Below are 14427 nucleotides of genomic sequence, written 5' to 3'. Positions count from 1 at the left end.
AAATCTGTGTCTAAATTTTATATACTCGCTTGATGTTCAATTTCGCGAAACAATCTTAATGAAATGGCATTTTTTTGGCGAAGATAGTGGCAAACCTAGAATTAATGAACATTTAATGATTTACATCCTAAGTCTACTTGATCCAGCATCGCAGTTCAAGGCGTCATTGGTAAATCATAAATGGAAAAAAATGGTGGATTTAACTCAAAAATACATGAGTTTATTGCCAACAATTCATCGCATTCCACTGCTTTCTGAAGTGGGACTCGATGTATTAAGATTAAAATTAATGTCAGGTGGAATGACAAATATTGTTTATAGGGTTCAAACTGAACAAGACTATTCTAAATTGCTCGCAAAAATTCCTGGGATTAATCCGGCTCTTATTGAAAGTAAAAAACCGCCACGATGGGTATTACGAATTCCAGGAGATGTCTCGTTGTTTTCAGTATCGCGTAAGGACGAAGCAAAAAATGCTCATAAGGCATCCATATTAGGACTTAATGTTCCTATAGAGTACTTAGGACCGGATGGACTACAACTCACTAAATTCATAGAGGGCGTTCAGAATTTAGATAAGGAAACATTACAACGAGATGATATATTACAAACCTTAGCTGGTATGGCAAAAAAGCTACATGCCTCAGAACGCTTTGACAATGACACTGCTGTGTTCGAGCGTAATAAGCAATTGCTCGAACAATTAAAAATTAAAAATTTTGCTTTTCCTGAAAAAGTTGAGTTTGTAATAGAACAAATGTCTTATTTAAAGAAATTATTCTCTTCTTATAAAATTGAAATGTGCCCATGTCATAATGATTCGACGCCTTTAAACTATATGAGGGCAGTTGAGGGAGCAAAGGAGCAAGAAAGGTTCTATCAAATTGATTGGGAATACTCAAGCAATAACGATTTTATGTGGGACCTTGCTTATTTTGCTATAGAAGCGAAACTCAGCAAAGAACAAGAATTAGCTTATTTAAGTGCCTATTTCGGGAAAGAAAAACCTTCAGATTCAATATGGGCATGGTATACCGCTTATAAACCTGTTGTAGAGTGGTGGATTACTCTTTGGTCATGGACCCAATTAGCAAATGATGCAAAATCTGTAAGTATGGATGAGTATCGAAACTTAGGGATAGAGCGTTTTGCAAAGACTTTGGAGCATTTGCAAAGTAAAGAATATAAAGATGCATTGAATATTATTGAAGCAGATCGCTTGGAATCTACTTTTGACGGTCATCGGCCTTTTTAAAAAACAAGGTGGCCGTGGGACAGTACAGCAGAACCCGGGAATAAAATATCTCTCATATCCCGGGTTTCGCTGCACTGTCCCCAAGCGAAAACATCTGCTTACGACTGTTTTATGCCATGTTGTTTAAAAATTCTTGTAGGTGTTTTTTTTCTTGCTCGGATTTTAAATATATTTTGAGTAATTCCAGTGCATGGTTATATTCATCATTTTGAAGCACGCCGCGCATTAGTTCAAATCGTAAAAAAACACAGTAAGTATTGAGTACATCTGTTTCACAATAATCACGAATACTTTTTAGTTGACCTAATGAATATTGTTCCCATACTTTAGAACCACTCATCCCCATTTTCCCAGGGAATCCGAGCATGCTAGAGATTTCATCCAGGGGAGCAAAAGCTTTATTTTGATATCCTGCAATAACATCCATGAGATCAATATGTCGGTAATGAAATCGACTTAAATAATTGTTCCAACGAAAATTCTGTTGATTTTCACCGATTTCCCAATAGGTAGGTGCTGTAATTCCGTGTAGCAAGGCGCGATAATGTAGCACAGGCAAATCAAAGCCACTACCATTCCAACTGACTAAAGTTGGGGTATGTTTGTCAATTCCAGAAAAAAATCGGGTTATTAATTCTTTTTCATCAGATGATTCATCGCCTAAAGACCAAACTTTTATTTGTGAGCCATGACTCATAACTAAAGAAATAGCGCAAATTTTTTGTAAATAATGAGGTAAGAAATCGTTACCTACCTTAGCTCGACGTAATGCAAACATTGCTTCAGCCGTGTCCTTATCTGATAGCCCATGTAAGTCATATAAATTACGGCCAGCTTCAACATCGGGAATTGTTTCTATATCAAATACAAGAATGGTCATTGGTTCAGCTTAACTTATTTTGATTAAGCTATATCTTAACATGGGGTAAAGCAGGGAAGTAGTAGTTTATTTTTAGATACAAAAGCATATCTTGAGTTCCTCATGCAAGCGTAGATTGTAGTTATCAAATTTGTTAAAATGATCTTTTTATTGTTTGGTCGCTCATGGACGCTTTATTACAAATTTTTAAGAAATTACGTATAGTTGTTTTGTTGTTTACTTTTTTTCTTACTGCTTGTGTTAGTCATCCCCCTGCAGATATAAACAATCTGTGTAGTATATTTAAGCAGCATCCCAAGTGGTATCGAGATGCTAAGGATGTTGAGCGCCGATGGCTGGTTCCCATTCCTGTACAAATGGCTATTATTCATCAAGAATCAAAATTTAATGCTCGAGCTCGGCCACCACGTAAGAAGCTTTTTTGTATCATTCCCTGGAAAAGACCTTCGTCAGCTTATGGGTACACCCAAGCATTACATGGAACATGGAGTCATTATAAACAAAATTGTGGTGGTTGGTTTGCTTCACGTGATAACTTTGCTGATGGTGTCGATTTTATTGGTTGGTATGCAAATGAAGCTTATAAAAAAGCAAGAATTCCTCGAACAGATGCTTATGCGCTTTATTTGGCCTATCATGAAGGTATAGGTGGTTATCAGCGTAGAACTTATTTGAGAAAATCATGGTTAATGCCTGTTGCACGTAAAGTAAAAGCACGTTCGCAACTTTATGCAATGCAGCTGAATTCGTGTAAAAGATCATTAAAATCAATATCTTGGTTTTAGTGTTTTAAAAGGTGGTAACCCTGGATTAATGAATTAGATTTGGGGTTGCATTTGAATTTATATAGTTTAATAAGTAATAATATATCAGTAATCAAAACTGATATAGATCACTAAGGAGTTTTTAATGCGATTAATGCTTTTGGGTGGGCCGGGCGCTGGAAAAGGAACCCAGGCTTTGCGTTTGATTGAACGTTATCAAATTCCGCAAATCTCCACTGGTGATATGCTGCGTGCAGCTATTGCACAGGGAACTCCCTTAGGGCTAAGTGCTAAAAAAATTATGGAAACAGGTGGTCTAGTATCCGATGAGATTATTATTGGATTAGTTAAAGAGCGTTTAAAAAAGAGTGATTGTGCGAAAGGGTTTCTTTTTGATGGTTTCCCCAGAACAATTGTGCAGGCAGATGCTCTAAAACAAGCAGGAATTTATTTAGATCATGTGATTGAAATTGCTGTGGATGATGAGGAAATTATCAAACGAATCAGTGGGAGACGAATCCATCAGCCTTCAGGTCGTGTTTATCATATCCAAAACCATCCTCCCAAACGTGAGGGGATAGACGATATTACTGGTGACGCTTTAATTCAACGTGAAGATGATAAAGAAGAAACGGTAAGAAAACGTCTCGAAGTTTATCGCAGTCAAACGGCACCTTTAGTTAATTACTATAAGTCATGGGCTGAGAGTGGTGATCAAAGCGCTCCTGAGTTTCATAGTATTTGTGGTACTGGTGATGTAGATGACGTTTTTCAAAAAATTGTTAACTCAATTGAAATTAAGGAAGCAATATGACCAGCCTCAATGTATCCAGTGCAGAATTCCAATCTTTAATTGATGATAATAGCATTGTATTCATTGATTTTTGGGCTGACTGGTGCGCGCCATGTAAACAATTTTCTAAGGTTTATGAGCAGGTAGCTGAGCAGTTCCCTAATATAAAATTTGCTAAAGTTAATATTGAAGCAGAACAACAATTGTCTGATTTTTTTGAAATACGCTCAATCCCTCATCTGATGGTATTCAAAGAAGGGATTGTCATTTACTCGAATGCTGGCAGTATGCCAGCTTCTACCTTAAAAGAATTGGTTGAGCAAGCACTAGCAGTTGATGTTAGTGCAATAAAAGAGGAACTTCAACAGAAGGAAACGAAGTAACTCGTGATAAGTAATTTGCGAGTTCCTTCCTGCCTCGTTCATCAATGATTAAGTCGAGTTTGGTTCGTCGTTTGAGTATATCGTCACAATTTTGTGCCCACTCCTCTAAAATCAAATAGTCTACTTCAACTTGATATAGGTGAGTGCAGTATTTTTTCCCTAAGGATTCCTGATTATTACAGGTGGCAAGAAATAGCTCCATGCGACTTCCATAAGTATATAAATAACGGTTCAGTAAGTTTGGATCCATCCATCCATATTTCTTTTTAGCATAATGCATATACTGCTCAAAATTCATTCCTTCAAAAATTGCTCCAGGCAGAGGAGTTGATGCCGTAATCGATGGACTAATCTTTGGAAAAGTTTGATTAAGCTGGTTTATGACTTCTTCTGCCAATTGGCGGTAGGTGGTAATTTTTCCTCCATAGATTGTAACGATTGGAGCCGGTTTATGGTGGACTACATATGAATAGTCGCGACTTAAAGCCCTGGCTTCCTTATTCTCATCAGCAAGTAAAGCGCGGACGCCACTCCAAGTGTAAATAATATCCTCTTGGGATATCTTGCATTTAAAATATGAATTAACTAAATCAATTAAATAATGAATTTCTTGATTGCTAATACTCGCATCATCAGGATTATCAGTTAATGGGATATCAGTTGTGCCTATCATACTAAACCCATGATAAGGAATAACAAAGATGATACGTTTGTCTTGATGTTGTAATAAATAGGCGTGATTCCCTTCATAGATTTGGGGTACGATAATATGACTTCCTTTAATTAAACTGACTTTTTGCCGATCTGGAATTTTAGTAAGTTCTTCGACTGATTTAACCCATGGTCCTGCTGCATTAATTACTGATTTAGCATAAAGCATATAATTTGAACCAGATTTAGGCTGTATAGTTAATTGCCACAAATTATTGACTACTTCTGTATGAATTACTGTTGAGTGAGTTCGTATGCTTGCCCCATGATTTTTGGCTTGGAGTGCATTAACAATGGTTAAGCGAGCATCATCAGTAACTGCATCATAAAATAGAAAACCTATATTCAGTTCATCGATGAGGGAGTCAAAATAATCCTTTTTACTTTTCCTATAAATCATTTTGCATTTAGGTAAACGATTTTTTCCACTTAAATGATCATAAATGAATAAACCCAAACGCAAAAACCAAGGAGAACGCATGTGTTTTTCATAGGGGAGAACGAGTGCTTGCGGATGTACTAAATGTGGTGCCAGGTCTAAAAGTCTTTGTCGTTCAGTTATTGCTTTTCTAACCAGGCTAAATTCATAATTTTCTAAATATCTTAATCCGCCATGAATAAGCTTGGTACTGCTTGAGGATGTTTTAGAAGCTAAATCATCCTGTTCCAAGAGCACCACAGATAATCCTCTTAATGCTGCATCTGCAGCACAGCCACAGCCATTGATGCCGCCGCCAATAATTGCAACATCAAAAACCGAATTCATATTTTGGTCTCCAGAAAAAAGGTATACACTTATCAATATACACATAATAGTTGGGACAAGGAACTCTGCAACAATGAATTATTTACTTGCAATTGATCAAGGAACGAGCAGTACTCGTGCCATGATATATAATGTATCGGGAGACTTAGTTGCTAGTAGTCAATATCCGCTCACTCAATATTATCCTCAAACAGGTTGGGTAGAGCATGACCCAGAAGAAATATGGCGAAAAACCTTAACTGCCATGCGTGATGTGATAGCTAAAGTTCCAACAGATCAAATAGTATGTTGTGGTTTGACAAACCAAAGGGAAACTACAGTAATCTGGGATAAAAAAACAGGCAAATGTGTTGCTCCAGCTATTGTATGGCAAGATCGCAGAACAGCAGAATATTGCCAAACCTTGGCAATTGATGAATCTATGATACAAGAGAAAACCGGTTTAATTGCAGATCCCTATTTTTCTGCAACCAAATTAAAATGGCTTTTAGAAAATAATGCAGAAGCTAAGAAGCTGGTGAATAAAGGTGACTTAGCGTTTGGTACCATTGATAGCTTTCTTATTTGGCGTTTAACTACAGAGCATTTGCATTTAACCGATGTGACAAATGCATCGAGAACGATGCTGTTTAACATCAAAAAAGAACAATGGGATTTAGATTTACTCGATTATTTTAAAATACCCGAGTCTGTATTACCTAAGGTTTGCGCGAGTGATAGTCGCTTTGGGCTGATTGATAAACAGTGGCTTGGTATTGAGTTACCGATTACGGGAGTTGCAGGTGATCAGCAAGCCGCTTTAATTGGCCAAGGCTGTTTTAAAATGGGAATGGTAAAAGCTACTTTTGGAACGGGTGCATTTTTATTACTTAATACAGGTAATAAGCCAGTATTATCACAGCATAAACTTTTAACAACAATTGCTTATAAGATTCAAGGACAAACAGTATACGGGTTAGAGGGTAGTATTTATCATGCAGGTACTACTGTAAAATGGCTACGTGATTCAATGAAGTTAATAATAAGCTATGATGAAACTGAGATCTTAGCCAGCTCATTGACGGGCAATGAAGGGGTTTATTTAGTTTCAGCATTTACAGGTTTAGGTGCACCACATTGGTTATCATCACCAGGAGCATCTATGGTCGGTTTGAATTTATCCACTAATAGGGCCCATTTTGCCCGCGCCGCATTAGAAGGTGTTTGTTATCAAACTCGTGAAGTATGTTTTTGTATGAGAGAGGATAGCCAATTGGATTTATCGCTATTGCGAGTTGACGGTGGCATGGCGGTCAATAGTTGGTTTTTACAATTTTTAGCAGATCAATGTCAATTAGAGATACAAAAACCCAAAGATATCGAAACAACTGCAAAGGGTGCAGCAATATTAGCGGCTTTGGGTTACGGAATTTTTAATTCGCTGGATGAGCTGCATGAAATTTGGGATGTAGAGCAAGCATTTAAACCACAAAGGTCTTTGGAGCAAGTAGAGCGGGACTATCGTGGTTGGGCTCGGGCTTTACAAAAAATAAAAAAGTAAACATGCATTAGTTATGAGATTTTTACGAATAGAATGACTGAGAGTCGTTCCCGCTTTCGGGGGGAACGACTGTTGTAACCTGAATCCAGGTTATACATCCATAAATTTATGGAACATTTCTTGTCTTTTCACCAGTATAAAGCTGGCGTGGTCTACCAATTCGTGATTTAGTGGCAACCATTTCCATCCAATGGCTCATCCAACCAACAGTACGAGCTAAAGCAAAGACTACTGTAAACATATTTGTTGGAATTCCTATAGCGCTTAAAGTAAGACCTGAATAGAAGTCAACATTGGGATAAAGTTTTTTCTCAATGAAATAATCATCTTCGAGGGCGATACGTTCAAGTTCCATAGCAAGCTTGAATAATGGAGCATCTTTTGCACCTACCGCTTCCAATACATCATAGCAGGTTTGGCGCATCACTTTTGCTCTAGGGTCGTAGCTCTTATAAACTCGATGACCGAATCCCATTAATCGGAATGGATCATCTTTATCTTTTGCGCGCTTGATATAATGTTGAATGCGATCAACGCTTCCAATTTCTTTGAGCATATTAAGACAAGCTTCATTTGCACCGCCATGAGCAGGTCCCCATAATGCACCGATTCCTGCAGAAATACATGCAAAAGGATTCGCTCCTGTTGATCCAGCAAGGCGAACAGTCGATGTAGAAGCATTTTGTTCATGATCCGCATGTAAAATAAAGATAGTATCCATTGCGCGAACCAGAACTGGATCTGGAGTTGATTCTTCTGTGGGAACGCTAAACATCATATGTAAGAAGTTTTCGGCATAAGACATTTTATTTTGCGGATAGATATAGGGTAGTCCTATTGAGTATTTATAACTCATTGCCGCGAAGGTCGGCATTTTTGCAACCATGCGTATTGCAGAAATAAAGCGATCTTCCGCATTATTTAAATCCATGGTGTCATGATAAAACGCAGATAAAGCACCAACCATTCCTACCATAATTGCCATAGGATGTGCGTCACGACGGAAACCATTTAAAAATTGATACATTTGTTGATGTACCATAGTGTGGTTGTTAATTAAATTAACAAATTTTTTCTTCTCTTCGGCGTTAGGAAGTTCGCCATTGAGCAAAAGATAACTTACATCAAGAAAATCTTTTTTTTCAGCTAATTGTTCGATTGGATAGCCTCGATAAAGTAATATCCCTTTATCACCATCTATATAGGTGATTTTAGATTCACAGGAGGCAGTTGATAAAAAACCTTGATCAAAGGTAAAAACGCCACGCGCACCTAGTTGTGTGATATCAATCACATCATTCCCTAACGTAGGTGTATATACAGGTAATTCCAGTGGCTCTTGGCCTTCAATGCTAAGTTTAGCTGTTTTTTTTGTCATTGCTTCTCCTGATAAAAGGATTCATTTGTTTGTGCCGGCACTATATACAAAATGAGCACTTACAGTCAATTTTATTATGGTTTAGAATTTCAAAGAATAACAGTATAAACCAACAAATTTATCTTTGTTATGCCGAGAATCCAAATTTAGTGTGTATTTTATCACTTGTCCCAGAAAAATACTGCTTGTTGTGCAGTACTTGGGGTACATTTTAATGTAGATGATTTAATTAAATCCGTCTGTATGGTATCCTTTATCATTAAAATTTATCGTCAAGGATACGTCCAAACTATGGTTTATCTAGCTAAAGAAATCTTGCCAGTTAATATCGAAGATGAGTTAAAACAATCCTACCTAGATTATGCGATGAGTGTTATCGTAGGCAGAGCCTTGCCTGACGTTCGCGATGGACTGAAACCGGTTCATCGACGCGTACTTTTCGCAATGAGTGAATTAGGCAATGACTGGAATAAACCCTATAAGAAATCTGCACGTGTCGTAGGGGATGTGATCGGTAAATATCATCCACATGGCGATACAGCAGTTTATGACACCATAGTTCGTATGGCTCAACCTTTTTCGATGCGTTATCTTTTGGTAGATGGTCAGGGTAACTTCGGTTCTGTAGATGGCGACGCACCGGCGGCAATGCGATATACCGAAGTAAGAATGTCTAAGGTAGCCCATGCTTTATTAGCGGATCTTGAGAAAGAGACCGTTGACTTTAGCCCTAACTATGATGAGACCGAATTTGCTCCTGTAGTTTTACCTTCACGAGTACCCAATTTATTAGTTAATGGTTCTTCAGGTATTGCTGTAGGTATGGCGACGAATATTCCACCTCACAACCTTACAGAAGTTATTAATGCCTGCATTGCTCTTGTTGATGATCCTGAGTTAAGTTTGGACGACATTATGGAAATTATTCCTGGTCCAGACTTTCCAACAGCAGCCATTATCAATGGCCGAGCTGGAATTATTCAAGGTTATCGTACAGGAAAAGGGCGCGCAATTATTCGTGCCCGAACAGAAATTGAAACGGATGAAGATACAGGACGACAATCTATTATTATTACGGAGCTTCCTTATCAAGTAAATAAAGCTCGACTGGTTGAGCGTATTGCTGAGTTGGTGCGCGATAAAAAAATTGAAGGAATTTCTGGTCTTAGGGATGAGTCTGATAAGCAAGGCATGCGAGTCGTTATCGAGCTTAAACGTAATGAAGTAGCTGATGTCATCTTAAATAATTTGTACGCTCATACTCAAATGCAAAATGTGTTTGGAATTAATATGGTTGCCTTGGTTGATGGACAGCCACGTACATTGAACTTGAAACAAATTCTTGAATATTTCATTAAACACCGTCGTGAAGTTGTAACCAGAAGAACCTTATTTGATCTGAAAAAAGCTCGTGCTCGCGCTCATTTATTAGAAGGCTTGGGGATTGCTTTAGCCAATATTGATGAAATGATTGACTTGATTAAAAAGTCACCAACCCCTCAACACGCTAAAGAAGCATTGCTTGCCAAGCTATGGCAACCAGGCATGGTTAAAACGATGTTGGAAAGAGCTGGTTCTGATGCTTCTCGGCCTGATGATTTGACCGCTGAGTTTGGATTAGGGACTGATGGCTATAAGCTATCAGAAGCTCAGGCTCAGGCTATTCTTGAATTAAGACTCCATCGCTTAACAGCTTTGGAACAAGATAAAATTCTTGGCGAGTTTGAGGAATTATTGCAATTGATTCGTGAGTTAATGGAGATATTGGCATCTCCGGAACGACTCATGCAGGTGATTCGTGATGAGTTCATTGAGATAAAAACTCAGTTTGGCGACGAACGTCGTACTGAAATCACTGCATCACAAGAAGATTTGACAATCGAAGACTTAATTACTGAAGAAAATGTAGTGGTAACCCTGTCGCATCAAGGCTATGTAAAATACCAACCGCTAAGTGCATACCAGGCTCAACGTCGAGGTGGTAAGGGTAAATCCGCAACAAATGTTAAAGATGAGGATTTTGTTTCTCGGTTAGTTATAGCTAGCACGCATGACACATTGCTTTGCTTCTCTAATCTCGGAAAACTTTATTGGTTAAAAGCATATCAACTTCCTTTAGCCAGTCGTATTTCTCGTGGTCGACCGATTATTAATATTTTACCACTTGCTGACGGCGAAGAAATTAATGCCATGCTACCGGTCCGGGAGTATCAGGAAGGTTACTATGTCTTTATGGCTACTAAAAAAGGAACGGTTAAAAAAGTACCTTTAAATGCATTTAGTAGACCGAGATCTAATGGAATTATTGCTGTAGACCTGGATGAAGATGACAGTTTGGTTGGTGTTGATATTACCGATGGTAGTAAGGATATCATGCTATTCACTGATGCAGGTAAAGTGGTGCGGTTTGATGAAAATAAAGTTCGTCCTATGGGGCGTACCGCCCGTGGCGTACGAGGTATTCGCATCGAAGAGGGGCAAGCAGTAATATCCTTAGTTGTAGCTCATCCAGATGGTACTATTTTGACTGCAACAGAAAATGGATATGGAAAGCGCACATCAATCGAAGAGTATCGGGTTTCTGGTCGCGGTGGACAAGGTGTAATATCCATTCAGGTAAGTGAGCGTAATGGTAAAGTTGTGCGTTCAGTACAAGTTACTGATGCAGATGAGGCAATGTTAATTACAGATAAAGGTACGTTGGTACGATTTAAGGTTGATGAATTGTCCGTAATTGGTCGAAATACGCAAGGTGTTCGATTGATTAATGTTAGCCCAGGTGAAAAAGTAGTGGGCATGCAAAAAATTGAAGATTTAGGCGAGGAATCTAACGAGTCCAATGAAGAAACTGAAATTGAAGAAAATGGCGATGACAACTAGAGTCTATAATTTTGGTGCAGGGCCTTCAATGCTTCCTGAGGCTATTCTTAAGGAAGCTCAAGAAGAGCTTCTTGATTGGCAAAATCTTGGCGTTTCTGTTCTTGAGGTTGGACATCGTAGCCCGGAGTTTTCAGCTCTTTTAAATCATGCAGAGCAGTCTTTAAGAGAATTGCTCTTTATACCTTCAAATTATCATGTGTTATTTATGGGAGGAGCTGCCCGTACTCAATTTGCCATGATTCCAATGAATCTCTTAAGTCCAGAGGAGCGGGCGGGCTATCTGGTCACTGGAGTATGGTCGCATATGGCTTTATTGGAAGCACAACACTTAAAAAAGGCCTATTGTATTGCCAGTGATGAACAAAATGGCTATAAAACAATTCCTGAACCGAAAAATTGGGATATAAAAGAAAACACATCTTATGTTTATTACACTCCAAATGAAACTGTTAATGGAGTACGATTTCCTTATGTTCCTAACACTAAGGGAATTACTTTAATCGCTGATATGACATCCGCTTTGCTTAGTGAACCTGTAGATGTTAGAAATTTTGGTTTGATTTTTGCTGGAGCACAGAAAAATATAGCGAATGCTGGGTTAACAATAGTAATTATTAGGGATGATCTATTAGAAAAAATACCCACTCCCCATGTGCCAACAATGTTAAATTATAAAATTCAAGCTGAGCATCATTCACTTTATGCTACTTCACCAGTATTTAATTGCTACTTAGCTGACAAAATGTTTGATTGGTTAAAAGCTCAAGGCGGAGTTGAAGAAATATACCGTCTTAATTGTCAAAAGGCAGCTAAATTATATCAATATTTGGATAACACCGATTTTTATACAACTCATGTAGATCCTGAGGTTCGTTCTATAGTTAATGTCTGTTTTTCACTTAAGAATGATAAATTAGAGAATGAATTCCTACATTTAGCCCAGCTACGCGGTTTGTACGGTTTAAAGGGACATCGACTCATAGGTGGCATTCGCGCCAGTCTCTATAATGCGATGCCCATGGCCGGAGTTGATGCGCTCATAGAGTTCATGTCTGAATTTGCAAAGGAAAATAGTTAGTGAGAATACTTAATTTTATCAGTAAACCTGTCCGGTCAATAAAAGGTGAAATAACTGTACCTGGTGATAAATCGATTTCACATCGTTCTATTATCTTTGGTTCTTTAGCTAAAGGAACTACGATTATTAATGGATTTCTTGATGGCGAAGATTGCATGGCAACCTTAAAAGCATTCCAAGCAATGGGAGTCACCATAGAAGGACCTGATGAACAGCAAGTAGTAATATATGGCGTTGGCAAGTATGGATTAAGAAAACCTGAACAGGTTATCGATTGTGGAAACTCTGGAACCAGTATACGCCTGTTAGCAGGATTGTTAGCTGCCCAATCGTTCGACAGCCAATTAACAGGGGATGAGAGTTTATTAAAAAGACCTATGATGCGGATCAGTAAACCATTAACACAAATGGGGGCTGATATTACTACCGTAGATGGCAAACCTCCCATCACAATCAGAGGAAACCAAAAACTTAAAGGAATTCATTATATAATGCCTGAAGCGAGTGCTCAGGTTAAATCATGTATTTTATTGGCAGGCCTCTATGCTGAAGGTGAGACACGAATTACAGAAGCAGGTGTGAGTCGTGATCATACAGAGCTTATGCTAAAAAACTTTTCTTACCCAGTTCACCGTTCAGGTAATACTTTAATTGTTAATTCTGATAGTGAATGTATTGGCACAGAGATAGATATCCCTGGGGATATTTCATCCGCGGCATTTTTTATTGTTGCAGCCACTATTATTCCAGGTTCTGATATTATCATTCGTAAAGTAGGGATTAATCCAACACGTACCGGAATACTACATATTTTATTGGAAATGGGGGCTAATATTACCCTTTTAAATCAGAGACAATTAGGAGAGGAGTGGGTTGCTGATTTGCGAGTTCAGTATGCACCATTAAAAGGAATTAATATTGATCCCAATATGGTACCGCTTGCAATTGATGAGTTCCCTGTTATTTTTATTGCCGCAGCTTGTGCACAAGGACAAACTACGCTGCATGGCGCAAGCGAGTTACGCTTTAAAGAAAGTGATCGAATTGCTGCTATGGCTGATGGTCTAAAAGAATTAGGTATTTATGCGAATGCACTAGACGATGGAGTAGTTATAGAAGGAGGGACCTTACAAGGAGGTACTGTTGAAAGCAGAGGCGATCATCGTATCGCCATGTCTTTTGCGATCGCTGGGGCTGTAGCTAAAGAACCTGTTACCATTAAAAATTGTGTCAATGTAGCTACCTCATTTCCTTTGTTTGTAGAAACAGCAAAGGAGCTTCAATTACAAATAGAGGAAACCATTAATAATGCACCATGACACTGTACCTGTTATAACCCTGGATGGTCCAAGTGGCACTGGTAAGGGCACTTTATGCCAATTACTTGCGAAACATCTTAAATGGAATATGCTTGATAGTGGAGCCATTTATCGTGTTCTCGCTTATGCAGCTAGAAAAAGCAAGATTGACTTCAATGATGTGGATAAATTAACCACTTTAGCCCGTTCGCTAAATTTACGCTTTGAATCTTCTGATGATTATGGAGTGCAAGCCATTTTGGATGATATGAACATCAGCTCGGAAATTCGAAGCGAACAATGTGGGCAGGATGCTTCTCAGATTGCTGCAATTCAGGAGGTAAGACAGGCTTTACTAGAGCGCCAACGTAATTTTGCCCAATCTCCTGGGCTCGTTACCGATGGTCGAGATATGGGGACCGTGGTCTTCCCTGAAGCTGTTTTGAAGATTTTTTTATATGCTAACGAAGAAGAAAGAGCAAATAGACGTTATTTACAGTTGAAAGAAAAGGGAATTAATGTTAGCCTCGCGCAGGTTGTAGAAGAATTGGCTAAGCGTGATGTAAGGGATACAGCTCGTACGCATGCGCCATTAAAGCCTGCGGATGATGCAGTGCAAATTGATACAACCAGATTATCCATTGTACAAGTGTTTAATATTGTATTAAAATTAATAAATGAACGTTTGTATTGTGCTTAAT

At 38.5% G+C, this 14427-nt stretch carries 12 protein-coding genes; 9 read left to right on the top strand and 3 right to left on the bottom strand.

What is annotated here, in order from left to right:
* Positions 1-58: 58 nt before the first annotated feature.
* Positions 59-1255 (top strand): choline/ethanolamine kinase family protein, encoded by a 1197-nt coding sequence (locus ELY20_RS10565; protein WP_110142329.1) that lies wholly within the window; start codon positions 59-61, stop codon positions 1253-1255.
* Between the two features lie 109 nt (positions 1256-1364).
* Here ELY20_RS10565 and ELY20_RS10560 read toward each other — a convergent pair whose 3' ends face one another.
* Positions 1365-2135 (bottom strand): 3'-5' exonuclease, encoded by a 771-nt coding sequence (locus ELY20_RS10560; protein ID WP_110142328.1) that lies wholly within the window; start codon positions 2133-2135, stop codon positions 1365-1367.
* 164 nt (positions 2136-2299) lie between these two features.
* Here ELY20_RS10560 and ELY20_RS10555 point away from each other — a divergent pair, with 164 nt between their 5' ends.
* From ELY20_RS10555 to ELY20_RS10545, 3 genes are all read left to right on the top strand, one after another.
* Entirely contained in the window at positions 2300-2920 is a 621-nt protein-coding gene (locus ELY20_RS10555) for a transglycosylase SLT domain-containing protein (RefSeq protein WP_110142327.1), read from the top strand.
* A gap of 124 nt (positions 2921-3044) precedes the next feature.
* Positions 3045-3713, top strand: coding sequence for an adenylate kinase (gene adk, locus ELY20_RS10550; RefSeq protein WP_110142326.1), 669 nt, complete (start codon positions 3045-3047; stop codon positions 3711-3713).
* On the top strand, positions 3710-4075 hold the full coding sequence (locus tag ELY20_RS10545) for a thioredoxin family protein (protein WP_110142325.1): 366 nt from the start codon (positions 3710-3712) through the stop codon (positions 4073-4075). Before adk ends, ELY20_RS10545 begins: the two co-directional genes overlap by 4 nt.
* Here the strand turns inward: ELY20_RS10545 and glpD are convergent.
* Complete coding sequence (gene glpD, locus ELY20_RS10540) at positions 4032-5552, bottom strand: glycerol-3-phosphate dehydrogenase (RefSeq protein ID WP_110142324.1); 1521 nt, start codon at positions 5550-5552, stop codon at positions 4032-4034. The two genes, ELY20_RS10545 and glpD, sit on opposite strands and share 44 nt — an antisense overlap.
* 73 nt (positions 5553-5625) lie before the next feature.
* Here glpD and glpK point away from each other — a divergent pair, with 73 nt between their 5' ends.
* Complete coding sequence (gene glpK / locus ELY20_RS10535; protein WP_110142323.1) at positions 5626-7092, top strand: glycerol kinase GlpK; 1467 nt, start codon at positions 5626-5628, stop codon at positions 7090-7092.
* A gap of 106 nt (positions 7093-7198) precedes the next feature.
* Here the strand turns inward: glpK and gltA are convergent, their stop codons facing one another.
* Entirely contained in the window at positions 7199-8470 is a 1272-nt protein-coding gene (gene gltA, locus ELY20_RS10530) for a citrate synthase (RefSeq protein WP_058469032.1), read from the bottom strand.
* 291 nt (positions 8471-8761) lie between these two features.
* On the opposite strand from gltA, the gene gyrA reads away from it, so the two are divergent.
* Genes gyrA through cmk form a run of 4 tightly spaced genes read left to right on the top strand, consistent with a single transcriptional unit; the run spans position 8762 to position 14426 of the window.
* Complete coding sequence (gene gyrA, locus ELY20_RS10525; RefSeq protein ID WP_110142322.1) at positions 8762-11350, top strand: DNA gyrase subunit A; 2589 nt, start codon at positions 8762-8764, stop codon at positions 11348-11350.
* The gene (gene serC / locus ELY20_RS10520) at positions 11340-12428 is read left to right on the top strand and encodes a 3-phosphoserine/phosphohydroxythreonine transaminase (RefSeq protein ID WP_110142398.1); all 1089 of its coding nucleotides are present in this window, start codon (positions 11340-11342) and stop codon (positions 12426-12428) included. The genes gyrA and serC overlap by 11 nt, the downstream gene beginning before the upstream one ends.
* Complete coding sequence (gene aroA, locus ELY20_RS10515) at positions 12428-13747, top strand: 3-phosphoshikimate 1-carboxyvinyltransferase (RefSeq protein WP_110142321.1); 1320 nt, start codon at positions 12428-12430, stop codon at positions 13745-13747. Before serC ends, aroA begins: the two co-directional genes overlap by 1 nt.
* On the top strand, positions 13737-14426 hold the full coding sequence (gene cmk / locus ELY20_RS10510) for a (d)CMP kinase (RefSeq protein ID WP_110142320.1): 690 nt from the start codon (positions 13737-13739) through the stop codon (positions 14424-14426). Before aroA ends, cmk begins: the two co-directional genes overlap by 11 nt.
* Position 14427: the final 1 nt, after the last annotated feature.

It is taken from the genome of Legionella qingyii (genome assembly GCF_003990155.1).
In the GTDB taxonomy this organism is placed as follows: Bacteria; Pseudomonadota; Gammaproteobacteria; order Legionellales; family Legionellaceae; genus Legionella; species Legionella qingyii.
The sequence above is the reverse complement of the archived record's forward strand: the minus strand, read 5'-3'. Positions and strand labels throughout refer to the sequence as shown.